Genomic DNA, 24,268 nt, shown 5'->3' with positions numbered 1-24,268 from the left:
TTTTAAAAAATCAACTCTGTTTTCTCCGCCTTTTTGTTAAGTGGCGGCGGTTCAACTCATTCTTTTTTTTGAGGAAGAGATTATGACCAGACGTGATCAATATAGCTTCATTTTGTATGTTCTTTTACCTGCTATCGAAAATGAAGGCTTAACCATTAAAACCCGCCGTGATGGTGAGTTAACCCTTTCTGCCACTGGATCAGTAACCACTAATTTTATCAGCAACCTGCGCCAGCACTGCATTGAAGAATTGCAGCGCCCTTCCATTCCTTCTTCTCCTTACGGTTATTTCTAATAGGGGTCTTAAGCATGAGTAACGTAGCAAAACTTCAATTAGGTTTTTCACCGCTGACTAAAAAAATTCAGTTGGCAAAGATGCGCGATGATGGGGAAGGGCGCCGCCTTCGCGTTGGTAGTGATCCTGGTCGTGATGTGACTAACGAAGCTGCACAATTAGTTTGGCAGTTGGTTATGTCTGAGGGCGGGGAAATCGGCTGGAACCTGTCGGACGGTAGCCGCATGGTTTTGAAAGCTGAGAAAGTGGGGCACGCATCATGAGCGGCCCTATTATTCGCCCGTTCATCAAATGGGCAGGGGGTAAAACCCGTGTCCTTCCTGACCTGCTGCCGCACCTTCCTAAAGCCGACTGCCTGATCGAACCGTTCGTAGGCGGCGCATCGGTATTTCTGGCGACGGAGTACCGCCGCTATGTGCTGGCTGATATCAACCCGGATCTTATTAACCTGTATCGGGAAGTCACCCGTTACCCGGACTTAGTGATCGATGCGGCCCGCGAACTATTCAACAGCAAGAATAGCCCGCAGGGGTACAACGAAGTCCGAGCCGCGTTCAATAAGCAGGTAGGTACGGTAAAAAGCGGTGGGTTGCGTTATGGCGTCGAAATGGCGTGCATCATGCGCGCTGCTCAATTCCTGTATCTGAATCGCCACGGTTATAACGGCTTATGCCGCTACAGTCGTAAGACCGGCTTTAACGTGCCGTTTGGCAAGTATAAGCGCGTCTACTTTCCTGAAAATGAAATCCGTCTGTTTGCCGAAAAGGCCAACGATACAAAGGCAATATTTCTTTGCGCGCCGTTCCAGCGTTCTCTACAGGTCGTCACGGGTGGCGATGTTCTCGTTTATTGCGATCCGCCTTACCTGCCTGAAAGCAAAACAGCCGATTTTACCCAATACCACACCGAACCATTCACGGAAGACAACCACCGCCAGTTAGTCCAGGCACTGCTGGAAGTTAACCGTAAGCATGGCGTGAAGGTCGTCATTTCCAACAGCGACACCGAAGCCACCCGCGCGATTTATCAGCCCTTCAAGATGCACGAAATCAGCGTGCAACGTTCCGTCAGCACCGACAAAGACAACCGGCAGAAGGCCAAAGAAGTGATCGGCGTGTTGCCTGTCTGCGACTGCTGCGGGCGTCATGGTGGTGGCTATTGCCCGGACTGCGGCCCATGCGCTGGCTATTCCGCCGACTTTGGAGATCACGCCGATGCCTTCTAACTCACATGAATTTAATCAAGGTGCTCTGCACGCGCTGAACGAAATCAAGTTGATAGCGCTGGCGTTAGCCACGCACGTGGGAGTGATGAACGGGCAGGAAGAGGCGCAGGCGATAAAGGCCGCTCTCGACGGGATTGTAGATCCGCTTATCACGAAATACCGCAAAGCGGAGGGGCAGCAGTGACCGCCTACTACAACGAAATCGATCCCTTCGCCGCGCAATGGCTGCGCAACCTGATCGACGCTGGGCACATCGCCCCGGGCGTCGTTGACACTCGCTCAATTGAGGAAGTAACCGCAAATGACCTTAAAGGATTCACGCAATGCCACTTCTTTGCCGGGATCGGCGTGTGGTCTTACGCCCTGCGCCGCGCAGGATGGCCCGATGATCGCCCGGTCTGGACAGGTTCATGCCCCTGCCAGCCTTTCAGCGCCTGCGGAAAGCGACAGGGATTTGACGATCCCCGCCATCATTGGCCCTCATGGGTTCACCTTATTAAGGAGTGCGCGCCTCACGTTGTCTTTGGGGAACAGGTTGCAAGCAAAGACGGCCTCGCATGGCTCGACGCTGTACAGGCTGATCTGGAAAACGCGGATTATGCCTTCGCAGGTTTCGATCTCTGCGCTGCGGGCTTCGGTGCCCCGCACATCCGCCAGCGCCTCTTCTGGGTGGCCGACGCCGACAGCGAATTCATGGAAGCATCCATCGAATGCGGGCAGGGAGGGAGGATTGAACTTGCAGACAGCGGCAGTCTTATCGGGGTGGACTACGCCAAGTGCGAGCGACGGAACGCGGGGTGGAACCGGGATTACTCCGGGTATGTCCGGCAGCAGTCTGGCGCAATTAGTGAAGCTGGCAGGTTGGCCGACACCAGCAGCGACGGACGGGAAGGGCGGTTATCAGGGCGGGAGAGTTCGCAACGGGAAGTTATCAACGGATCGGCTGGATGTAACGGCGCAGCTTGCGGGATGGCCCACGCCGAACACCTGCAACGACAGAAACCCGCGTCAGCAGGATGCCTTGATGAATTACCGGGAAAACGGAACCAAGATTCAGAAGCGATTGCAGGATTTGGCGGCAATAGCGGAACCAATGCGGTTAACGGTTTCTGGGGATCTGCTGACTGGCTTTTCTGCCGGGATGGAAAGTGGAGGCCAGTTAAACCCGGAATTAGCCCTTTGGTTGATGGGGTTGCCGGACGGGTGGGCCAGCTGCGCGCCTACGGTAATGCCATCGTTGCGCCGGTCGCGGAAGCGTTCATAGCTGCATATCTGGATTGTGCGCAATGACCACGGCAACCCGTGGCCGTCGCGCCCCTTCTCCACCTCCACCGTATCCGGGTAGCACCGACAATGCTATCCCTTACGCTTATGGCGGGAACAAACCATACCAGCCGGTTGGCGTTGATGTAGCGCCGGGGCTGGATGGTTTCGACTATCTCACGCCGGACGGCACGCGTAAGCATATTGCGTTCAGTGAACTGGTAGCGGAGGACGAAAAGCCGGAACGCAGCAAGCTGCTGCGTCGCCGTCTGGCTTCTCTTCCGCAGTATGTCCGCCGCCACTTTGCCGCGAAGCTTGATGCGCTGGATGCGAAAGACCGCAAAGCAGCAGATCACTGGCTGCTTAACACCTTTGAGCGCCACGTATTAACGCGTATTGATGGCGTGAACAGTGTTTACCAGCCTGATACTGTGATGCCCGGCATTCTGCTGCCAATTCGCGATCAGCTTTTCCGTATGCTCTGGGCAGGGAAAAAAGAGTTAAAAAGACTGGCTTATACGCTTGCCGATATCTTTACGAGCGAGTTTATACGCGAGTCCGATCACCAGTTGGCGCGCACCGGCGATCCTGAGTTCGCGGCGCTTTCTGGCTATGGACGTATTGCGTCGCTGGCGGTGCATCTGAAAACGCCGATCCCCGGTTGGACAGCGTATTGCAATGAAGAGCTTGAAGCGGAGGACGCGTTACGCGCGGTTCTTCGTCTTGAGTCACCGCAGTGGTGGTTAAACCGCCTGCGCCGTATCCATGCCCGATGGCGTGAGCATTTGATGATCGCAGCGGGATACGTCCAGAAAAAATCCTCCCCATACAGTAGCGCCCCTTGCCTTACGGAATGGCTGGCCCAGAAAAAGGCTAATCGTGAATACCTTAAGGCTATGGAACTGGAAGACCAGGACACGGGCGAGCGTATTTCACTGATCGATAAAGTTGCCGGCAGCGTTGCCAATCCGGCCAACCGTCGCCGCGAACTCATGACGAGGATGCGCGGATTTGAAGAACTGGCGAAGCTGGAAGGGTTGGCCGGTGACTTCTATACGCTGACAGCGCCTTCCCGTTACCACTCCATGCAGCATAACGGGCGCCGCAATAATAAATACTGTGGCGCGTCGCCACGCGAGACGCAGCAATATCTTTGCAAAGTTTGGGCAAGAACTCGCGCCGCGTGGAAGCGTGCCGGAATACGCGTCTTTGGTTTTCGTGTCGTTGAGCCGCACCATGATGCAACGCCGCACTGGCACTTACTGTTGTTTATGCATCCATGCGATATCGATCAGGCCCGCGATATTTTTTGCTATCACGCCCGGCGTGAAGATTCAGCAGAGTTAAAAGGCTCAGAGGCCATGAACCGGGCGCGTTTTCACGTTGAACCGATTGATCCGGCTAAAGGGTCTGCAACGGGATACATCGCGAAATACATTTCGAAGAATATCGACGGCTTCGCGCTGGATGGAGAAAAGGACGACGAAAGGGGAAGACCTGAAGGAAATGTCCAGGCGCGTTAGCGCGTGGGCGTCGCGCTGGGCAATTCGCCAGTTTCAGCAGATCGGCGGTGCGCCGGTCACGGTATATCGCGAACTTCGCCGCCTAGGCAATCGTGAACTTGTTTTACACCCTGAACTGGAAACCGCACGGCAGGCCGCTGATGCAGGCGAGTGGGATAACTACGTATTAGCCCAGGGTGGCCCGTTGGTTGAGCGCGATAATCTGCGTATCCGTCTGAACTATGAAACCACTGAAAACGGCAACGCCTACGGCGATGACGTCCAGCGAATCACCGGTATCTATTGCCCGATTACGGGCAATGACTCTTTGATCTTCACCCGCACCACGCAATACAAAATCGTGCCGAAGCGCCAGAGCGCTGACGGTGTGGCCGTTGACGTTGGTTTTTCAGGCGGCATCGCCGCCCCTCGGAGTTCTGTCAATAACTGTACGCGGGATCCCGCGGCAGGTGCTGACGGTGTTGAACATGCCGCCAGCGAAGCTGCAGGACAGTCGGAAATGACTGTGCCAGCTGAGGGCGTGACGGTGAATTTTGATGCGCTTTCACGGCAGGAAAAGCGAGAACTGGCGCAGCGGCTTAGTGACGATGTGCGGAGTAAGCGTAAAAAGCGGCCACCAGAACGGGAAGAAGGGGCCGGGCTATCTGTGAAAGAGCAGCAGATCAGTGAACTGCTGGCGCTGCGTGGGATTGATGCCAGCGCCGGAATGGTCAGATCGCTGATGGCTGGTGCGTCAGTGGCGTGCGGCGATCTTGTTATGACCGTGCAGGACGGGCGGTTGGTATCCCGCAGCCGTGCCGCATCGGAAAAAATGCCGTCGCAGGTGATGGCGGCGAAGAAAAAGACAAGCGACCTCGTGAGCAGGATGAAGGCTGCGTTTTCGGGGCGGAAGTAGGATGCCGATCGGCATGGTCGGCTTTGACAGTGTGGTACCGAAATACCGCGATGGCCGGAACGGTCAGCTTTGATGGTGTGGTACCGGATTCCGGCAAATACAGCCATTTCCGGCAGTGTTGGCCGTACATCGAGAATCGTCATTTTTAACAGTGCTGCAGGTGGTTAAAAATGACGGTGCCAGCTGAGGACGAAAGAGTATGAGCTATCTGGGAAGTAAGGCGGCGAGCGGGGTTTATCAGAAGATTATTGCTGAAATGCCCCCGCATGATACCTACATTGAAACGCACCTGGGCAGTGGCGCAGTAATGTTTCACAAACCACTTGCAGCCAGGACGATTGGAATTGATGTCGATGAAAATGCTTTTAAATTAACGCGGGAGCGCTGGTCTGATATGGGGGAAACTCCGCCACGGTTACATCTTTATCACGGTGATGCTGTAGGTTTTCTGGAAAGAGAAGACTTTACTCGACATGGCCGCGTGCTGGTTTATTCCGATCCTCCCTATCTGCCAGAAACGCGCACCAGTCGCGCCCGCTATCGTCATGAATATACAGTTGCCGATCATGAGCGCCTGTTAGCCTGCCTCATAAGCCTGCCGGAAAACGTCAACGTGATCCTGTCTGGCTATCCGTCGCGGCTCTATGACGAAACGTTAGCGGGCTGGCGCAGTAAGGAGTTTCAGGCCATGACGCGCGGCGGTGTGCGAACAGAAAAAATCTGGATGAACTACCCGGAAGGGCGCGCGTATTCCCACGTGTTTGCCGGGAAAGACTACAACGATCGGCACCGTATTAAGCGCAAAGTTGAGCGATGGCGCGCGAAATATGCAGCGCTTCCGGCTGCTGAAAGACTGGCGATCATGGTTGCGCTTAACGAAGTCGATGCAGGGCAGTAAAAAAGCCGCCTGGCAGGCGGCTTCTTCAATGGCGATGGTTATTTATTTTTCTTAAGCGGTTTAGCTTTCCACCGCTTTACCAGCCATTCGAACTCTTGATAGGTCGTCTCTGATTTGATGTGTTCCCTGATGGCTTTAATCAGGGGTTCGGCAATATCGTAGGTTTCTATCACGGTGGTGTATGACGTCCGCTTGATCATCTGCTCATTTAAATACCTTCGCGGATACTTACGGCAACTCTTTCGTAAAAGTTCAGGATGTACTGAAACTTGCGGCGTTCATTCATTTCATCTTCCGTGATTGCACCACCTTCGCAAGGGAAAACATAAGAGCGGAAAGATTTTCCTGAGCGATGCACCTGCTTCAGGACGTGAAGCGATTCTATGTAATGCGTATCTTGGCGACTCTCAAACAAAAAGTTCGCAGTCTGAGTTTTCTTCGCAGTGCGCACGTTATAGATGATCGTCACGATGGCGACGATAACGCCGAGCAAGACAATCGCGTTACTGATTATGGTGATAGTGTTTGCGTCGATAGTCATTAGATTTCATCCATAAAAAAGGCGGGGTAGATTCCCCGCCTCGTAGAGGTCAATGCGGCTTAGAAGCCGTCAAATTCATCAAAGCGCTTGGTCATTGTATACCTCCTTCAGATTCAATTCGGGGTTCACGAAATAGTGAACTATTGATTCAAAATTACCCCAAAGGTAATCAGAAGTCAATCTGATGGGGGTTTTCAGACTGCACAATAGTGCACAAATTTGCACAATTTTTTTGAGGCTATTTATGCCCTTTCCGCCCTGTGGCGGCGCGGTCTGCCCCCGGATCGGCAAATGCACAAAAAACGAAGCAAATGTCGCGCGCAGGTGACGGGGGAACAGCCCACGCGACGGAGGGTCGGGAGGTGATGCCTTTAATTGCCATTCTCCGGCCTTTTTCGCCTTCTCCGCGCGTTTTCTCACGTCTGGACGTGTGCGGGGTAAATTGCAGATTGCGCCTGCCAGAATGGCGCTCATGCGCTCTGAGTGAGGAGCGTTAAAGGTTGTGCTGAGTGGTGCTCAGGTGGTGGCCGGTCATGCGAAGATTGAAAATTACTGAAGGAGAACCGCCACAGGATGTGCGGCGGGTGGAGCGGGTCACTCGTCTTTGAGCAGAGCGTAGGGATTAAAGCGGATCACTTCCTGACCGAGCCAGTCATTGACGCCCTTCATGGCTTCCATCACGGGCAACATTTCGTTGATGGCGAAGACGCGCGCGGCCTTTTCAACATCACCAAGCGAGCCGTTGCCTTCTGGCATTGCGCCCATCAGCTGCGGCGGTATGCGGTGAGCGTCGCGCAAATCGTTGCGCGTGGCTGATTTGATGTTAAGAAACTCATCCTTTGCCGATATCTGGCTGAACGGCAACAGTTGCACGCCGTCTTTGCCGCCGCCCGGCGCGTGGATCAGTACGTTTTTGAAGGAGCCTTTCCCTCTGGCCTGTGACAGCGTCTTTTGCACCACCTTTATGCTTTCCTGATCCACCTTCTCCGAACCGACATAGAGAATACATCCGGCATGGGAGCCGTTGTCGTAATAGAGTTTGCGGAACTTATCGGCGGAATGTGACAGGCTGGCGGACAGAAGCGCCCCCATGTATTCCGGCATACCGTAGATTTCCTGATGAATGTCCGGGTTCATGATGTGGCAGACCTCGCCCGCCTTGAACTCATATTCATCTTTCCACTGCCGGATAAACCAGTAGGTATCAAGATCGCTTCCCCGTCGCGTGTTCAGCGCCGGAACATGCTTAAGTTTTAGCGGCTCTCCCAGGCGATTAGACCGACGCTCAAGATAGGCATTGCCGAAGACAAACCAGTCAAGTGCAAAAGCAGAGAAGGCCTGCCGCGAGAGTAACGGATGAGGGATATAGCACCCGGTCAGCACATTGCGTTTGAAGTAAAGCGCGGACTGATGCAGCGGGGACTGTGCGAACGCACGGGTTAACCCCTTCCAGTCTATTGGCGTCTCGTAGTACCGGCCATTATCGACGCAGCACATGCTGTCCAGCAGATCATAGCCGTCTGTTACTGAATATGGCCCGTCAAACGTGAAGGCGCTGAGCGCCGGATCGCTTCTGAGCGCGTCAGAAATATCAGGCTGCCCGGCACCGCCACTGCTGGCAGTGTGATTGTTTTTGTAGGTGCGCTTCTTCATCAGAACTCCATAGCAAACCCGCCGCTGCCACTCTCCTGGCCCAGCGGTTCGTTAATAATGGCGAGCATATTCGCCCAGGCTAAATCCCCGTGGCTGACGCCGCGCGAGCGGTCAGTGTCATAGGTGATGAATCCGCCAGGCGTCTTTACCTTGCGAACAGAGTTAAAGGCGTTGATCAGGGCGCGCTCACTGCGATCATATTCCCAGCGACCGGCGCGGATCAGCTGTAGCATTTTCAACACCAGGGCGCGCTTTGACGTCATTGACATGGTGTAGGGCATTGCCATCGGGAAGAACTTCTTCACTATCTGGTAAACGGCCTCACCGTTACCGCCCGTCACGTCGATGCCGACATGCTGCACGTTGTATTTGAAGGTGAAGTTTTCGATAACTTTCGCCTGCTCTTCAAATTCAAGGCCGCGCACCTGTTCCGTTTCCACCGTGCGGAATTTACCGCCCGGCACCAGTGGCGGCACCACAACGCAAATCGCGCCGCTGTCACCGTTGCCGCTACTGCCGTTGGCGTCATAACCGATCCAGACCGGACGATTGCCCATCGGCCTGGACGCGAAAGGCTTCCAGTCCGGCCATTCGTCGTAGCCATCTGCCCCGCAGCCAATCAGTGCGTTAAGGTTGAAGGCTGACTCGCCTTCACTAACGAACTCGCACATGTACAGGTTGCGGAATTCATCCTCGCTGTTTTCATCATTAATTTCTTCAAGGTCGGTGTACTCCCAGCCGTGGTCTATCACATCCTTCAGGGTGACAATCTGACGCCAGGTTTTATCCGGGCATAACAGCCCGCTGTTCAGCGTTTTCCAGCCCACATCAAACGCTTTGCGTTGTGCCTTCGGGCGTTTCTCATTCCAGCGATCGCCCGTCCAGAACGGGTAAGCCTCATGGGTTTCACCTGATGGCGTAGAAAAGTAGGTACGCGTCAGCCCTTTCAGCGTTGCCATTGCACCTGCAACCTTTCGCAGGTTAGTGAAGTTGCTGACCCAGAAGAATTCATCGAACTTCAGGTTGCCCGTATATGACTGTGCCGTCGCTGCGGACGTGCCGAGGAAATGCAGCTCTGCGCCGTTACTCAGTACGATTTTGTCACCGCCCTTAAGCTCAACGTCCACCTCTTCCGCCATCTTCTGAATGAATCCCCTGAACTGGTGCGCCTGTCGGCGGGATGCAGACAAAAATATCTGGTTGCGCTGGTACGGGTATTTCACATCATCGCGCAGCGCATCAAGCAACGCCTCGCGTGCAAAGTACCAGGTTGCGCCAATCTGGCGGGACTTCAGTATCATGCGGTTTCGGTGGTGACGTTGCTCATACAGCCGCGTTGATGCCACGAAAGGGAATCAAGTATTTTCTCCCGCAGCGCGACGATCTGTTCTTCGGTGAAGTGGTTTTTCAGCTTGCGCTTGCGTGGCTTTTTGCCCGCGCCAGCCCCTGCCGATTGTCCATCAGACAGCTTTTTCAGTTGCCGGGTCAGCAGGTCAATCTCCTTGAAGTCTCCCCCGGTCTTGTCTTTCTTGTCCGTAAGCTGGATGAGGCGCGCATCCATCGACTGGCTGACGCGCTGGACGGGCGGCGTTTCATCCCATTCATCGCGTTTCTTCCAGGCGTAAATTGTGTTCTGATTAATCCCCATCAGGCGCGCGATCTCCGCTGGCGGGTAGCCCTGCCAGTAAAGTTGTTTTGCCCTCTGACGTACAAAAGCGTCCTGTATCATCTGCCCTCCACCGTTTATGGAGTGAAGATTACCCCGCGCGCGATCCCGCTATCGCCCCCTTTATGGTCTGGCCCTCCTCTGACAACAAAACCTCGTTGAGACAGCAAGTTACGCTCTGCCATCATGGCCGTACAGAAACCACTCAACAGATTATCGACATGGCTAGCGTAGATAAACCAGCCCGTAAAAAATTCAAGGTGATGACGTCCGGCACAACGATCGACGGTCGCAATGTCACCCGCGCCCATCTTCACGAAATGGCGGCAGCGTACGACCCGTCAGTCTATGGTGCCCGCGTCAATATTGAGCACTATCTCTCACCATTCCCTGACAGTGTATTCAGCGCGATGGGGGATGTTGCGGCCTTGTCCGTCGAAGATATCAACGAAGGCCCACTGGCTGGTGAGGCTCACCTTTTCGCAGAGATTGAGCCTACCAAGCGCATGAAGGACCTGATTGCTGATGGCAAAAAGGTCTACTCCAGTATCGAAATGCACCCCAACTTCCGCTGACGAAAGGCCCCTACCTCATGGGGCTGGCAATGACCGACACTCCGGCAAGTTTGGGTACTGACAAACTGAAGTTCACCGCCGAAAAACGCGCGGAGATCATGCGTTTCAGTTCGCAAGATGCGGTAGTCACCATGTTCACCCCGTCATTTGAGGCCGAACTGGTACAGGAAAACCAGAGCCGCAACGACTCCGGGAAGGAGTGGTTCTCCCGCGTAATGGGCATCCTCGGAAAAGGCCAGAAAACCGACGATCAGCGCTTTAGTCAGGTACATCAGGCCGTTGAGGCCGTGGCCCAGTCTCAGGTTGATCTTGGTGAGCAGTTCAGTGCAGCCGAGCAGGAGCGCCAACAGGACAAGATCGCCATTCAGAAGCTGACCTCCGATCTTGCCGCGCTGACCAGCAAGCTGGGAAGCACAGACGCCAATTTCAGCCAGCGGGAACCCGCGAGCGGTGGCGCTAACGCGCAACTGGCTGATTACTGATATTCACAAAGAGAGCAGAGAACATGGATAACAATACCCGCCAGCTATTTGATCAGTACATCGCCCGGCAGGCACAGCTAAACGGCGTTTCCACCGCCGCTGTTGCTGCAAAATTCGCTGTAGACCCGACGCGTCAGCAGCGCCTTGAGCAGGCCGCGCAGCAGGATGATTCTTTCCTGAGCAAAATTAACGTGTTTGGCGTCAACCAGCAGATCGGACAGAAAGTCCTGATCGGCAGTAAAGGCCCGATGGCTGGCGTAAACAACAGCGTCACCAGTCGTCGCAACCCTGGCTCTAATCATTCAATGGAGCCGTTCGACTACATGTGCCGCAAGGTCAACTATGACTACGGCATCAGCTATGAACAGCTTGATGCGTGGGCGCACATGCCGGAGTTCCAGCCGCTGATCAGTAAGGCAATGGCCCGCCAGATGTCGCTTGACCGCATCATGATTGGCTTTAACGGCGTGAAGTACAGCGACCCGTCTGACCGTGCCGCAAACCCGCTGTTGCAGGATTGTGGTATTGGCTGGCTGGAAAAGATCCGCCAGGAAGCGCCGCACCGCGTTATTTCCAATGTGACGATCACCTCGCGCGATGAAGATAACAAGGTTGTCGCAAAAGGCACCTACGGCAACATTGGCGCTGCGGTGTACGACGCCAAAAACAGCCTGATGGATGAATGGCACAAGCGTAACCCGGATAACGTAGTGATTCTGGCGGGTGACCTGCTGACGAGCAGTAATTTCTCGGCCATCAACGCCTTAAGCCAGACCAACCCGAATACCGAAATGCTGGCCGGTCAGCTGATTGTCGCGCAGGAGCGCGTAGGCAATATGCCGACCTTTATCGCGCCTTACTTCCCGGTAAATGGCGTGCTGATCACGCCGTTCAAAAACCTGTCGGTGTACTACCAGCGTGGCGGTCTGCGCCGGACGATCAAAGAAGAGCCGGAATACAACCGTGTCGCAACGTATCAGTCGTCAAACGATGACTTCGTCATTGAAGACTACGGCAATGTTGCGTTCATTGACGGCATTCAGTTCGCCCAGGCCGAACCGGCAGGCGAGTGACAGAAGCGGCGGGGCATTGCCCCGCCATGACGGGGAGAAGTGACGATGTTAACACCGGCACAACGACATTTTCAGAAGGTCATGGCAGAGCGCCGGGGCCAGGCGGATGAAGAATCCGATATCCAGCGCACCGCGCATGAGCAAATTCTGCATCGCCTGCGTATGGACTTGTCCCGCCTCAGCGGCGTGCAGTCCGAAGAAACCAAAGCCGAAATGAAAAAATCCATGCTGCCTGAATACGAAGGATGGATTGAAGGCACGCTCGACGGCGACAGCGGGCGGCAGGATGAAGTCATTACCAGGCTGATGGTCTGGGCGATTGACTGTCGTGACTATGCGCTTGCGTTGAGGCTGGGGCGCTATGTGGTGCGCCACGGGCTGACGCTGCCGGATAACTTCAACCGCACGGCAGCAACATTCCTGACCGAAGAAATGAGCAAGCCACTGTTGACGCTCGCGGCTGCTGATACTGATGCTGATTTATCGGCCAGTACCGCAGTGCTTGATGAAGTGGCGGAGATTGTCGCCGACAGTGATATGCCGGATGTGGTACGCGCCAAGTTGTGCAAGGCCCGTGCGCTTGCCCGCCGTGGCGCGACTGATATCACGACCAAAGCGGAAGCGCTGGCGCTGTTCCGTGAGGCGCTGACGCGCAACCCTAATGCCGGTGTGAAAAAAGAGATTGCCACGCTTGCCCGTGAGGTTAAGAAGCTGTCTGCGGATGGCGGCACGGGTGAAGGCGACGCGGCCAGCACCGACAAAACTGACGGTACTGCAGGGCCTGTTCCTGAAAAGACCACCACCGCCAGCGCAGCAGGTAAAGCGACGGCGCGTAAAACCACGACTAAGACGGCAACAGGCAAAACGACAAAGCGCAAGCCTGCCAGCCAGAAAAAGAATTAACGGCTTCGGCCCCGTCCGACAGGCGGCGCGGGTGGATATCTGCCCGTTTACGGTCTTTTAACCACCCGCCCACCGCCTGATTTATGGGAGATAAGTGCATGAGCAGCCTTGTGGCAAATAAGCGCGTGTTGCCTGCCGACAGTGATACCCCCGATGTTGATGATGGCGATACCACCGTCAGTGCCGGGGACTTCTGGCCGGTGATTAAACTCGCCGATCTCCGTCTGGCCGCGCGCATCACAGGTGGTATCACCACGTCCAGGCTGATGCACGTCACCACGGAAGCGGTAGCCCATGTCACCGCACAGTTGCTGGACTGGCGCGCCAGTCAGGTCAGCGCAGGCTTTCACTCTCTGGAAGATGTGCCTTCCGTCCTGCCGTCAGGTGAGACGGAAAAGCTGGTTATCAACGGTGAAAACGTGAAGGTCTACCGCTTCCGCCGCGCAGTGTATTCGATTGCCAGGGCGCTGGTACTTGAAGGCTATCGCGACGTTGATACCACGGCGAAAGGCGACAAAGACGCCGCTGCACTTGACCTGCAACGGGATGATCTCTGGCGGGATGCCCGCTGGAGTATCGCCGACATTCGCGACACCCCGCGCCTCTATGCGGAGCTTTGCTGATGAAAGTGAAGGCATTGCAGGGGGATACGGTGGATTTGCTTTGCTGGCGTCACTACGGCACCACGCAGGGCGTGACCGAAAAGTGTTATCTGCCAATCCCGGACTGAGCCAGCAGGTTTTTCTTGATGCCGGTCAGGAGATTGAACTGCCGGAAATCGCGCGTAAAGCGACACAGGAGATGGTGCAGCTATGGGATTAAGTTTTTTTCAGCGCTGAATGACTGGCTGACATTCACGATGTCAGCGATGGTCACGAGTATCGGCGTTATGACACTGAGCGAAAAGATTGCGCTGGCTGGTCTTCTCGTCGGGATGGTTTTTGGTGCCCGTGGATGGCTCTATCGCGCCCGCATCGAACGGGGGCAGAAGCGTCGCAACGAACTGATTAACCAGATCCTTGAGCAGGCAGAACACAGGCAGATGAGTGGCTCAGAGCGCCGGGCGCTTGACCTCCTGCAACAGAATGAGCCGGAAGATGAAACAGCTTATTAAAAAATGCTCCATTGCAGCCATTGTTGCGCTGGGTATCACGCTGAGTCCGGGCGCGTTGCGCACAACGCCTGAAGGCCAGCAGAAGATTGCTGGCTGGGAAGACTGCCGGAATACGCCCTACTACTGCACGGCTGGCGTGCTGACGGTTGGAATTGGTTCGACGGGACGTGTTGAAAAGCGTGAGTACAGCGACAGCGAGATCGCCGGTCGCTGGATTAACGATATGCGGCACGCTGAAAACTGCATTAACCAGAATTTTGAAGGCGCGCATATGCCGCAGTCTGCCTTTGAGGCCATGACGGATGCCGGTCTTAATGTAGGGTGTACTGGCCTGATGTGGTTCACGGACGGCCAGAAGCGAAAGCAGCGCACGACCATCTGGAAGAAGGCACAGGCGCATGAATGGCAGGCGATGTGTAACCGGCTGACAGACTTTGTGAACAGCGGCGGTAAACGCAGCCAGGGGCTGGTTAACCGGAGAACGGATTTTAAGGCGTGGTGCCTGCGTGACGTGGAGGCTGTTAAGTGAAGATTACAGCCATTTTATGTGCGCTACTAGCGCTGGCCTCTGGTGGCCTGCTCTGGCAGACACATCAGCGCGGTAAAGACTCCGTGCGCAATGAAGCACTTTCCCGCGAGGTGAAGAGTAATGGTGAGGTACTGGATGAGCTGCGGGCGCTGACTGCTGACGCCCGCGAAGTCCTTGCACAGTTGCGGGCAACCGAACAGCAAAGAAACGCCCTGGGAGAACAGCGACGTGAATATATGCGCGATGCCATCAAAGACGATACGTGTGCCAGTACTGTTGTTCCTGCTTCTGTCAGTAACAGCCTGCAACACCGTACCGCCGCAGCCGCAAATGAAAATCGTGCACGAGCCGGTACCGGAAAGCCTGATGGCAGCAACGCCAGCGCCGGAACTGACCGCCCCGGTAACGTGGGGCGCAATAGCTATCTGGAGTGATCGCCTGCGCGATGCGCTGGATACCTGCAACGCCGATAAGGCGGCGATAGCCGATCTCGATCTGCGCCGCCTGAAAAGACTGACTGACCATGCGAGGGCCACACCATGACCTTATTCGACTACCTGAGCGCTCACCCTTACTGGACGCTTATTTATCTGCTGATCATTGCGGGCGCGATTGAACGTTTCGGGCGTTAAGAAGGTATCACCATGCTGAAAGCTGACTCACTGCGCGAGACCCTGACCCGCGCTAACAAATGGTGCAGGGCCAATCCTGAAGCCTTCACCGTTTTTGTGGAAGAAGGGAATATCGAGACTACCGGCGAAACGCCGTCGTTTATGTACCGCTATACCTGGTGCTGTTTGTGATGAATTTTGCCGGTGATATTGATGATTTCACGTTGCCGTTAATGGCATGGCTCTGGCACAACCAGCCCGATCTGCTGCTGAACCCGGAGAAGAACCGGAACATTAAATTTACGACCCTTATCAACGACGACGACACCGCCGACATTCTTTTTGAAATGCCGCTGCGCGAGCGCGTGAAGGTCACTCTGGATGCAAACGGTATTCCTCGCGCGGAGCATTTGCCGGAACCGAAACCGCGTATCCCGTCAGCGGACGGCGACTGGAGCGTCATCTTTAAGGATGTGACGTGGGAGGCAGACGCGCATGAGTAACGATCTCTTCCGTGAGCTGGATCAGGTATTCAGCGACATACTGGCGGGCACCTCGCAGGCCGGACGTGTTCGCACCGCCCGCGCTGTTGGTCAGGCACTGCGAAAGAGCCAGCAACAGCGCATTAAAGCCCAGCAAAACCCGGAAGGTTCGCCATATCCTGCCCGCCGTCGCCGGGTGCTGCGTTCTCAACAGGGCATTGTGTTTGTCTGGCAGGGGGAGATCCGCCGCCTCAAAAACTGGCACGGTGGCCGGGGAAAATACGGGCGAACCATTACCGGCTTTGACGAAGAGCGCAACGATATTCGCACGTTTTACCGCAGCGATATTGAGCGTTACATCGAGATCAATACGCGCTCAGTGCGCCGCAGCACTGCGAAGAAGGTGCCGATGTTTCAGCGGTTGCGCAGTTATCGCTTTCTCAAAATGCGCGCTGATGCAGGCGGTACAACCGTGGGCTATGACGGCGTGGCCGCACGCATTGCGCGTGTGCACCAGTACGGCCAGCGCGATCAGGTCGGGCCGGGTGCCTTTGCTAAATATCCTGTGCGTGAGCTGCTGGGCTTTACCGCTGGCGATGAACAGATGATTACAGAACAGGTGGTTAACAGCCTGGGGAGTGCCGCACGATGAGCGCTGAACTGATCCGCCTGCTGGAAAATATCCTCCGCGTCGGTGTCGTTATTGCCGTTGATGAAGAGAGCTGGCGCGTGCGCGTGCAAAGCGGCGAGCTTCAGACCGACTGGCTGCGCTGGAACACCACACGCGCCGGGGCATTCAGTATCTGGGTGCCGCCTTCCGTGGGTGAGCAGGTCTGGCTGGGCTGTATCGGTGGCAACCCTGAAACGGCGGTCATTATCGGCAGTCTCTACAGCAGTGACCACCCTGCGCCGGGCAGCAGCCTGAAAGAGATTGTGCTGACAGCGCCGGACGGTGCCTCTTTCCGCTATGACGCAGAGGCCAGCGCGCTGGAAGCGCAGGGCATGAAGACCGCACATATCAAAGCCTCTGCCAGCGTCACGCTTGAAACGCCGATCGTAGAATGCACCGACCATCTGAAAGCGCGGACGTTCGAACTGTCGGAGGGCGGCACGATGAAGGGCAATGTTACCCATTCTGGCGGATCGCTTTCGTCTAACGGGGTGACGGTTCATTCGCACGTGCATGGTGGTGTGCAGGGTGGCAGCAGCAACACCGGGGGGCCGAAATGACAGTTCGCTATACCGGGATGAACCCGGACGGCACGGGCCAGCTAACAGACACCGATCAGCTGTGGAATTCAGTACGCGACATACTGACCACGCCGCTGGCAAGCCGGGTTATGCGGAGGGACTACGGCAGCATGATCCCTGATCTGCTGGATGAACCACAGAACGAAGTGACGCGCCTGCAATGTATGAGTGCGGCGGTGATCGCCCTGACGATGTGGGAGCCGCGTATTGCCCTGAACGGCATCAATATCAGTTATTCAAAGGATGGCGCTGTTACCGCTGAACTGGTCGGCATTATCACCGAAACCATGCAGACGGCAGGCAGTGCGCTGACGCTAAGGAGTGGCAGCAATGGCAACAGTTGATTTATCGCAGCTACCGCAGCCGCAAATTATCGAAGTGCTGGACTTTGAAGTCATTCTCAGCGAGGTCAAAGCCGTCTTGCTGGCGGCATTCCCCAGGAACAGCAGGCGTCTGTTGCCGCCGCGCTGGAGCTGGAATCCGAACCGCTGAACGTGATCGCCCAGGTGGTTGCCTACCGTGAAATGATGCTCAGGCAGCGGATTAATGACGGTGCGGCTGCATGTATGTTGAGCCATGCCGTATCGTCCGATCTTGATAACCTCGCGGGCAACCTGAACACCGAGCGTTTGATCATCACCCCGGAGACGGCAACCACTGACGCGGTAACGGAAAGTGATACCGCACTGCGTTTGCGGGCGCAGGCTGCGTTTGAAGGGCTAAGCGTGGCGGGGCCAACCGGCGCATATGAATATTTTGCCAAAAGTGCCAGCGGCAAAGTGGCGGACGCCAAAGCGATCAGCCCGTCGCCTGCCGTGGTGGTGGTCTCTGTGCTGTCCACCGAAGGCGACGGCACTGCCAGCGCAGAACTGCTGGCGACGGTGGATAAGGCGCTGTCTGCTGACGATAAGCGCCCCGTTGCCGATCGTCTGACCGTTCAGGCCGCAGAGATCGTGAATTATCAGATCAATGCGCTGCTGTATTTCTACCCCGGCCCTGAGTCTGAACCTATCCATACCGCCGCGCAGGACGCACTTCAGTCCTGGCTGAATCAGCAGGGTAAGATTGGCCGTGACGTTGCCCGCTCAGCCATTATGGCGGCGCTGCATGTTCAGGGTGTACAGAGGGTGGAGTTGCTGGAGCCTGCCAGCGATATTGTGATCGCTGATACGCAGGCGGCGCGGTGTGAATCCTTCACAATTGAGACCGGGGCACCGATGAATAACAACATGCTGCCGCCTTCGGCCAGCGGTTTTATGCGCAGTACGGAGAAGGTGACTGAAAGGCTTACCGATATTCCTGTTGACCTGCGCAAGCTGTGGAACCCGGACGAATGCCCGGCTGATCTTCTGCCTTATCTCGCCTGGGCGTTGTCTGTTGACCGCTGGGATAAAAACTGGTCAGAACAGACCAAGCGACAGGTGATTAAAGCCTCCTGGCTGGTTCACCGTCAGAAGGGCACCATTTCCGCTTTGCGCCGCGTCGTTGAACCTTTCGGCTTTCTGCTGCGCGTGATCGAGTGGTGGCAGGGCGGCGAAGAGCCGGGAACCTTCAGGCTTGAAATCGGCATTCAGGAACAGGGATTACGGAGGAAACTTATCTTGAGCTTGAGCGCCTTATTGATGATGCCAAGCCGAGAAGCCGCCACCTTACTGGCCTGTCTCTTTCGCTTCAGTCGCAGGGCTATATCGAAGCCGGGGCGGGATGTTATATCGGCGATACGCTGACCGTTTACCCTTATTTTCCTGAAACCATATCCGTGGGCGGTGGCGATTACACCGGCGCGGCAGTCCATTTAATTGATACCGTGGAGATCGCAAGTGGCGACTAAATATTTTGCCCTGTTAACCAATATCGGGGCGGCAAAACTGGCAAACGCCACGGCATTGGGTGCGCAGGTTGAGATCACCCAGATGGCTGTGGGCGATGGCAACGGCGTGCTGCCGACGCCGAACCCGGCACAAACGGCGCTGACGCATGAGCTGCGCCGCGCGCAACTGAACATGCTGACTATTGACCCGGTAAACACCAACCAGATTATTGCTGAACAGGTCATACCGGAAGGCGTGGGCGGGTGGTGGATCCGTGAAATCGGCCTGTTTGATAAAGATGGCGATATGATTGCGGTTGCCAACTGCGCAGAGACCTATAAACCGCAGTTGCAGGAAGGTAGCGGGCGCGTGCAGGTTATTCGCGTGATCCTGATTGTCAGCAGCACTGAAGCTGTGACGCTGAAAATCGATCCGTCCGTTGTGCTGGCAACCCGTAAATATGTTGATGATGCTGTTATTGAAGTGAAGGCGTATGTCGATCAGGCTCTCGCGGAACACGTTGCTGCTGATAATCCGCATACTCAGTATTTGCAGGTCTCTAAGAATTTTGAAGAAATCGCCAGCGCAGGCACAGCGGCTAAGACGGCTGCGCTGAAAAATTTAGGGATTGACGGTCTGGCCGCAACGCCGCGCTATCTGGTTAGCAAGGGCACGAATGCGAACGGGTGGTATGAAACTTACAGCGATGGTTATAAACGCGTCGGAAATTCTTGGATAACCAGCAGCCCGCTGGCTATTCCAGTACCTGCGCAGGGAGTGAGGGTTAATTTTCCGATAAGTTTTACGTCACGGCTGGATGGACTGTATGTCACGGAGAACGGGAATACCTCTAATAACTTTGAATTTGCAAACCCGGCGCAAATTGGCTTTACCGGATTCAATATGGCGACAATGGAGGTAACACTCAGTTCGTCACCAATAACAAGTTATGGCTCATCTTTTGCAGGGTATTACGTCGCGGAGGGATATTAATATGTGGTACTGGAATCCAGTCGATAACAATGAGGCGTTGCCGGGTATCCATGATTTAAACGGATGCGTTGCTATTGAAGATGATAATCATCCGTTTAAGACGCAGCAGACGCCAGCGGGGAAGGTATGGCCAGCGATGATCAGGGATTGCCGCAGTTAATTGATATTCCTGCACCAACTCAGGAAGAATTGATTGCAGAAGCTGATGCAGAAAAAGCGTCCCGAATCGCAGAGGCCAACAATGTAACGCAGATGTGGCAGACCCAGCTAATGCTGGGAATTATTACTCCAGAGGATAAGGCGAAACTTACTGAATGGATGCAGTACGTACAGGTTGTTCAGGAGATTGATACGTCGAAAGCACCGGATATCACCTGGCCGGATAAGCCGGAATAAGTTTGCATTCCGGCACGCATGGTCGTTTTAACCGTGCTGGTCATATGTATCGAGTACAGTCATTTTTAACGGTGCTGCAGCACTGTCAATTATGGCGATGTGTTCCGGAAGATGAAGCGGGCAAATGCCCGCTTTAGTTTTATGTGGATTCCGTCAGAACAGGCCAGACAGCGTACTACTGGCAGAGTTGTAGGCGGACGTGGCTTTATCCTTCAGCCCTGAGAGTAAATCGCCAACAGACGACCTTGCAGGCGTTCGCGCAGGTCTTCATCGCAGCGCTGGAAGCTGATCGAAAACTCTATCTTTTTCGCCTTCCCGTAGCGGTCAAACTCTGTGTGCGTGGCCTGTAGTCCGGTCAGTACATACATGCCGTAAATCTGCCCTGCGCCGCTGATTAAAGGCCACGGACGCCGGTGTATGCCTGCGTTGCCAGAACGGTAAGAGACACGTCACCGCCTGTAATTTCAGGGTAAAGCACTCCGTCCAGGTTGATCTGTGTCTCCCCCGCGCCGATGTACTGCCATTTTGCCGATCGGTTGATACGGTCATTCTTCACATGCCGCCAGTTCAGTGAGTGCCGTAGCTGCTGGTAAGGCAGCGTCTTCAGTTCAAAAACGAACATTCCGTATATCATCATCATAATGCTGCTTCCCTTAATCTCTGTCTTTGAAGCTGCCGCGATTGAGCCGCGCAAGGCGGGCCATTTCGGCATTCACCGCGTCGGCAGCAATGCGGCCAATTTCGCGCGCGTCCTGTCGGTCAACGCCGTGTAGGTGTACGTGGATTTCTCCCGTAAAGCCGCCAGTGGCAACCGGTATATTGCTGGCGCTGCGGCTGACTGGCAGCAGTTCAGCCTGTTTAACGGGAAGCGATGCTGCCGCCACTGCGGGGCGTGCGCTTAACCCGTTGTTCCTGACCGTGCTGGCCAGCTGTGATTCCTTCCATTCCCCACGAACGGCCAGCGCACGCGGCAGGTTTTTAAATACAATATCGCCGGGCCGATCTTCTTCGTGTTGTCGGCTGTCGCTTTGGTGTTGCTGTCGATATTCTGCAACCGGCGCATAGTGCCGTTATCGCCGGTCAGCGGTGATGTGGGTTGCGGTGCGCCAGGCGGAACGTTATTCACCTCAACTTTTTTCGGTGCAACCTTCGCGATATCTCCCTGAAGAAGGGCAACTTTGTCCTGAAGAACAGCCATGCGCTGTGCATCTTCGATCTTCTTCCTGGCTTTTTCGGCCTCATCTGGCAGAACGCCGAGCTTTTCAAGGATCCAAGCTAATGTATCCAGCAGCATTTTTGCGGGAGCCAGGACAAGCTGGAGCGCACCGCCCAGGACATTGCCGAACACCTCACCAGCACTGGCGCATTTATCCAGCGTTTCTTTGCTGGACTCCATCGGGGAAAGTAGAGATTTGAACCAGTTAAAGACCTGGCTAACAGCGCTGCTTATCGCATCAAAGATAGGGCTGAATTGCGCGAAGGTCTCACGTAACGGGGCCAGTCTTTCCATGATGCCGGTAAATACACCCGCAAAAAATGCTTTAAGAGGATCCCAATAGCGCCAGATAAGAACCCCGGCAGCAACAAACGCGGCTACTATCAGGCCAATCGGACTCAACAGCAGTGACAGCGCAGTACCAAGCACAGAGACAGCAGTTGTGATAATGCTCCATATGGTCGTAAAACCCGTGAGGCGAAGAGCAAGCATTCCGATGTTTTTAGCCAGCATTCCCAGCGCGGCACCAGGTGCAAGAAATACTCCCATAAGTGTGCCACGCATAGCGGGGATGATGGTTGAAACTCCCCGCATTTTCCCTGCTAACGAGCCGAGAACTGGCCCCCATCCGCGCACGCTTGCCATTGCCGGGCCGGAAGCCGTGCCGAGTGTTCGTAGAGCGGCAACCGTTCCGGCTATGCCTCTACCCCCCTGTCAGCAGGGTAAAACCTAGCTGGAGTTTAGCCAGCGGCCCCATCAGTAGTCCGATCGCCAGTGATGTGCCGCCAATGGCGGCGGTCATCGCCAGAACGCTACCGCCGACAACCAGCAGGGATCGGGCAAGCTTCGGATTCTCCTTAGCCCACTGCGTCATATTTCCCACAACATCACTCAGTCCCTGAGTCAGGGCGCGAAGCTGATTATCGACAAGATCGTTAATCTGAATGCGGAAACCTTCCCAGGGCGCTGTCCAGATTCTTGAGATCGCCATCAAGGTTATCCGCCATTATTTTTGCGGCCTTCTGTGCCTCACCTTTGGCGTTTTTCAGTGCTTCCAGTAGCTTCTGGAGTTCCCCGCTCCCGGCCGACATAACCAGTGCCTGCAATGATTTTGACGCCTCTTCACCGGCAATATCTTTAAAGAAAGAGAGTTTGTCTGTATCACCGTACTTGCTGATCTTTTTATAGAGTTCAGTGAGAACCTCTTCAGCAGGGCGCATTTTCCCCGTGGCGTCAGCAACGTCTACGCCCAGTTCTTTGAGCGCGGTTTTGGCCCTGCCGGTTGGGGCGGCAAGGCGTGAAAACGCGGCCTGTAATCCTGTACCGGCGATACTCCCGCGCAAACCAACGTTTGCCATCACGCCGATCATGGCTGTTGTCTGCTCAACACTTACGCCAAGACTGGAAAGGCCTGTCCCGGCGTACTTCATCGCCTCACCGATATTTTGCAGATCGGTGTTGGTACGGGTAAATGCGCCAGTTAATACGTCACTGACGCGATCCATTTCTTTAGGGTCGAGGCGGAACTGAGACAGGATATTTGAGCTGATATCGGCGCTTTCACCTAAATCCATACCACCGGCCAGCGCCATATTGAGCACGCCAGGCAGTGCGGCCTGAATGGCCTGCGGAGTGAAACCGGCCATTGCAAGAAATGCCTGCCCGCTGGCGGCGTCAGTTGTGGTGAACTGCGTTTCAGCGCCCAGCTTTTTGGCCTGGTCACGCAGTGCCGAAAAGTCAACGGAGCTTTTATCTATGCGGGTCAGCGCCTGCACGCGGGACATTTCCCGATCAAACCCAACGGCAGGGGATAAGAAACGTCCCGCTACGTAACCGGCAGCAGTGGCCCCCGCAACGGCCATCGTGCCACCGCCGCGAAGTTTGCCCGCCGTTTGCTGCATCTGGTCGTAGCGCGCACGTGCCTGCGTGACAGCGGCAAGCTGTCGCCGTTCCCGCTCAAGCGTCTGGTTGTACTGTTCGGTTCGGCGTATGGCGCTCTGAATGGTGCGATCGCTGCCGACCAGCGAAACACCGTGGCTGCGCAGCGCCTGTGAGGCGGCGCGCAGCTTAACCATTTCCTGCGTGCGGGCAGAGTTAAGGCGCTCCAGCTTTGCGGCCAGCGCTGCCATATGGGCTTTCTGCTTGTCTGTAAGCTGTGAGCCTTCCCGCTGCGCCTGATTCAGCCCTTCAAGCGTCTGGCTGGCGTCGTCAATTTTGCGGGAGGTTTTTTGCACGCTGTCGCGCAGACGGTTGAATGTACGGGACTGACTGTCCAGATCTTTAATGCTGGACTGCGTTTTTTTTGAGGGATTCAGACAAACCGCCCGCACTCTGGCGGGCGGCATTGACCGGGCGGGTAAGTTTATCGATCGCGCTGAACGCGACGCGGATATTAAGGCTTTTCACTGTCACTGGCTCCACTTCGGACAGCCGCCCGCTCACGCCAGGCTATGACTTCGCCCAGTTCCATCGTGAAGACTTCAGAGGGCGGCCAGTTGAAAACAACCGCGATATCAGCAACCAGATCGTCGATCAGGTCGAACCGCAGGAGTGTTACTGATTCTCCGTCTCCGCCTCGCTCGACGCTCCAGACCCCGCAGGCGTCAAAAAAGGGACGAGCGCTTCTGACAGGCTGACAAAATCACGGGTATCCATTTCGTTGATTTCGGTTTGTTTGAGGCGCGGTGACGTTACACGGGTCAGCAGTACCGCCACTGAATCAACATCCATATTCATCACGTTAACCAGCTTCAGTCCGCGCAGGGAACCAGCCTGTTTGATCTCATCAGTGATCGTTACCTGAGTAATTTTCTCATCGCCGCGAACAACGGGTTTTGCCAGCGTAATGGTGTTATCGTTTTTTTTGCTCATTG

The 24,268-nt window shown here is 55.3% G+C and carries 20 protein-coding genes and 12 pseudogenes; 24 read left to right on the top strand and 8 right to left on the bottom strand.

Going from position 1 to position 24,268, the window contains the following annotated elements; all coding sequences use genetic code 11:
- Window positions 1-82 precede the first annotated feature (82 nt).
- The 7 genes and pseudogenes from NL510_RS22775 to NL510_RS22745 all read left to right on the top strand — a co-directional run bounded on the left by NL510_RS22775 (window position 83) and on the right by NL510_RS22745 (window position 6,099).
- The gene (locus NL510_RS22775; RefSeq protein ID WP_253380578.1) at window positions 83-295 is read left to right on the top strand and encodes a PH domain-containing protein; all 213 of its coding nucleotides are present in this window, start codon (window positions 83-85) and stop codon (window positions 293-295) included.
- A 14-nt stretch (window positions 296-309) separates the two neighbouring features.
- The gene (locus NL510_RS22770) at window positions 310-558 is read left to right on the top strand and encodes a DUF7446 family protein (protein ID WP_060707431.1); all 249 of its coding nucleotides are present in this window, start codon (window positions 310-312) and stop codon (window positions 556-558) included.
- Between the two features lie 8 nt (window positions 559-566).
- Entirely contained in the window at window positions 567-1,520 is a 954-nt protein-coding gene (locus NL510_RS22765) for a DNA adenine methylase (protein ID WP_253385074.1), read from the top strand.
- Window positions 1,510-1,704 carry a hypothetical protein gene (locus NL510_RS22760; protein WP_253380576.1) on the top strand — a complete coding sequence of 65 codons (195 nt, stop codon included), beginning with the start codon at window positions 1,510-1,512 and terminating at the stop codon, window positions 1,702-1,704. The genes NL510_RS22765 and NL510_RS22760 overlap by 11 nt, the downstream gene beginning before the upstream one ends.
- Window positions 1,701-2,810, top strand: coding sequence for a DNA cytosine methyltransferase (locus NL510_RS22755; RefSeq protein WP_253380573.1), 1,110 nt, complete (start codon window positions 1,701-1,703; stop codon window positions 2,808-2,810). The genes NL510_RS22760 and NL510_RS22755 overlap by 4 nt, the downstream gene beginning before the upstream one ends.
- Window positions 2,807-5,201: pseudogene (locus NL510_RS22750) on the top strand (replication endonuclease). Before NL510_RS22755 ends, NL510_RS22750 begins: the two are co-directional and overlap by 4 nt.
- Window positions 5,202-5,400: 199 nt before the next feature.
- Window positions 5,401-6,099 (top strand): DNA adenine methylase, encoded by a 699-nt coding sequence (locus NL510_RS22745; protein WP_253380571.1) that lies wholly within the window; start codon window positions 5,401-5,403, stop codon window positions 6,097-6,099.
- Window positions 6,100-6,137: 38 nt separating this feature from the next.
- Here NL510_RS22745 and NL510_RS22740 read toward each other — a convergent pair.
- From NL510_RS22740 to NL510_RS22730, 3 genes and pseudogenes are all read right to left on the bottom strand, one after another.
- Window positions 6,138-6,640: pseudogene (locus NL510_RS22740) on the bottom strand (DUF4760 domain-containing protein).
- Window positions 6,641-7,234: 594 nt separating this feature from the next.
- The gene (locus NL510_RS22735; RefSeq protein WP_071010073.1) at window positions 7,235-8,293 is read right to left on the bottom strand and encodes a phage portal protein; all 1,059 of its coding nucleotides are present in this window, start codon (window positions 8,291-8,293) and stop codon (window positions 7,235-7,237) included.
- Window positions 8,293-10,022: pseudogene (locus NL510_RS22730) on the bottom strand (terminase large subunit domain-containing protein). Before NL510_RS22730 ends, NL510_RS22735 begins: the two are co-directional and overlap by 1 nt.
- A gap of 158 nt (window positions 10,023-10,180) precedes the next feature.
- On the opposite strand from NL510_RS22730, the pseudogene NL510_RS22725 reads away from it, so the two are divergent.
- The 17 genes and pseudogenes from NL510_RS22725 to NL510_RS22645 all read left to right on the top strand — a co-directional run.
- A pseudogene (locus NL510_RS22725) lies at window positions 10,181-11,016 on the top strand (GPO family capsid scaffolding protein).
- 23 nt (window positions 11,017-11,039) lie between these two features.
- Window positions 11,040-12,089 carry a phage major capsid protein, P2 family gene (locus NL510_RS22720; RefSeq protein ID WP_253380569.1) on the top strand — a complete coding sequence of 350 codons (1,050 nt, stop codon included), beginning with the start codon at window positions 11,040-11,042 and terminating at the stop codon, window positions 12,087-12,089.
- Between the two features lie 45 nt (window positions 12,090-12,134).
- Complete coding sequence (gpM, locus tag NL510_RS22715) at window positions 12,135-12,992, top strand: phage terminase small subunit (protein ID WP_253380567.1); 858 nt, start codon at window positions 12,135-12,137, stop codon at window positions 12,990-12,992.
- A 98-nt stretch (window positions 12,993-13,090) separates the two neighbouring features.
- A complete protein-coding gene (locus NL510_RS22710) occupies window positions 13,091-13,615 on the top strand; it encodes a head completion/stabilization protein (protein ID WP_253380565.1) in 525 nt (174 codons plus the stop codon).
- Window positions 13,615-13,814, top strand: a pseudogene (locus NL510_RS22705) (tail protein X). The gene NL510_RS22710 and the pseudogene NL510_RS22705 overlap by 1 nt, the downstream one beginning before the upstream one ends.
- A gap of 67 nt (window positions 13,815-13,881) precedes the next feature.
- Window positions 13,882-14,106, top strand: a complete 225-nt coding sequence (locus NL510_RS22700; protein WP_366518889.1) for a phage tail protein — start codon at window positions 13,882-13,884, stop codon at window positions 14,104-14,106.
- Window positions 14,090-14,635 (top strand): lysozyme, encoded by a 546-nt coding sequence (locus NL510_RS22695; protein WP_097471237.1) that lies wholly within the window; start codon window positions 14,090-14,092, stop codon window positions 14,633-14,635. The genes NL510_RS22700 and NL510_RS22695 overlap by 17 nt, the downstream gene beginning before the upstream one ends.
- Window positions 14,632-15,069 carry a DUF2570 family protein gene (locus NL510_RS22690; RefSeq protein WP_160622716.1) on the top strand — a complete coding sequence of 146 codons (438 nt, stop codon included), beginning with the start codon at window positions 14,632-14,634 and terminating at the stop codon, window positions 15,067-15,069. Before NL510_RS22695 ends, NL510_RS22690 begins: the two co-directional genes overlap by 4 nt.
- Window positions 14,966-15,178: an Rz1-like lysis system protein LysC gene (gene lysC / locus NL510_RS22685; protein WP_436298748.1), complete on the top strand. Its 213-nt coding sequence runs from the start codon at window positions 14,966-14,968 to the stop codon at window positions 15,176-15,178. The genes NL510_RS22690 and lysC overlap by 104 nt, the downstream gene beginning before the upstream one ends.
- Before the next feature lie 101 nt (window positions 15,179-15,279).
- A pseudogene (locus NL510_RS22680) lies at window positions 15,280-15,749 on the top strand (phage tail protein).
- A complete protein-coding gene (locus NL510_RS22675) occupies window positions 15,742-16,380 on the top strand; it encodes a phage virion morphogenesis protein (protein ID WP_236906395.1) in 639 nt (212 codons plus the stop codon). The pseudogene NL510_RS22680 and the gene NL510_RS22675 overlap by 8 nt, the downstream one beginning before the upstream one ends.
- Entirely contained in the window at window positions 16,377-16,958 is a 582-nt protein-coding gene (locus tag NL510_RS22670; RefSeq protein ID WP_253380559.1) for a phage baseplate assembly protein V, read from the top strand. Before NL510_RS22675 ends, NL510_RS22670 begins: the two co-directional genes overlap by 4 nt.
- On the top strand, window positions 16,955-17,323 hold the full coding sequence (locus NL510_RS22665; protein WP_021312601.1) for a GPW/gp25 family protein: 369 nt from the start codon (window positions 16,955-16,957) through the stop codon (window positions 17,321-17,323). Before NL510_RS22670 ends, NL510_RS22665 begins: the two co-directional genes overlap by 4 nt.
- Window positions 17,310-18,190: pseudogene (locus NL510_RS22660) on the top strand (baseplate assembly protein); the annotation flags it as partial. The gene NL510_RS22665 and the pseudogene NL510_RS22660, both read left to right, overlap by 14 nt.
- Before the next feature lie 6 nt (window positions 18,191-18,196).
- Window positions 18,197-18,810, top strand: a pseudogene (locus NL510_RS22655) (phage tail protein I).
- Window positions 18,800-19,783: a phage tail protein gene (locus tag NL510_RS22650; protein ID WP_253380556.1), complete on the top strand. Its 984-nt coding sequence runs from the start codon at window positions 18,800-18,802 to the stop codon at window positions 19,781-19,783. The pseudogene NL510_RS22655 and the gene NL510_RS22650 overlap by 11 nt, the downstream one beginning before the upstream one ends.
- 120 nt (window positions 19,784-19,903) lie before the next feature.
- Window positions 19,904-20,179: pseudogene (locus NL510_RS22645) on the top strand (tail fiber assembly protein); the annotation flags it as partial.
- A 153-nt stretch (window positions 20,180-20,332) separates the two neighbouring features.
- On the opposite strand, the pseudogene NL510_RS22640 reads toward NL510_RS22645, so the two are convergent.
- From NL510_RS22640 to NL510_RS22620, 5 genes and pseudogenes are all read right to left on the bottom strand, one after another.
- Window positions 20,333-20,819 (bottom strand): annotated as a pseudogene (locus NL510_RS22640) (phage tail protein).
- A gap of 13 nt (window positions 20,820-20,832) precedes the next feature.
- A pseudogene (locus NL510_RS23140) lies at window positions 20,833-21,854 on the bottom strand (phage tail tape measure protein); the annotation flags it as partial.
- 105 nt (window positions 21,855-21,959) lie between these two features.
- Window positions 21,960-23,801: pseudogene (locus NL510_RS23135) on the bottom strand (phage tail tape measure protein); the annotation flags it as partial.
- Complete coding sequence (locus NL510_RS22625) at window positions 23,788-23,943, bottom strand: GpE family phage tail protein (RefSeq protein ID WP_032424037.1); 156 nt, start codon at window positions 23,941-23,943, stop codon at window positions 23,788-23,790. The pseudogene NL510_RS23135 and the gene NL510_RS22625, both read right to left, overlap by 14 nt.
- A gap of 5 nt (window positions 23,944-23,948) precedes the next feature.
- Complete coding sequence (locus NL510_RS22620; protein WP_253380552.1) at window positions 23,949-24,266, bottom strand: phage tail assembly protein; 318 nt, start codon at window positions 24,264-24,266, stop codon at window positions 23,949-23,951.
- Window positions 24,267-24,268: the final 2 nt, after the last annotated feature.

This window comes from unidentified bacterial endosymbiont, from assembly GCF_918797525.1.
GTDB lineage: Bacteria > Pseudomonadota > Gammaproteobacteria > Enterobacterales > Enterobacteriaceae > Enterobacter.
The sequence above is the reverse complement of the archived record's forward strand: the minus strand, read 5'-3'. Positions and strand labels throughout refer to the sequence as shown.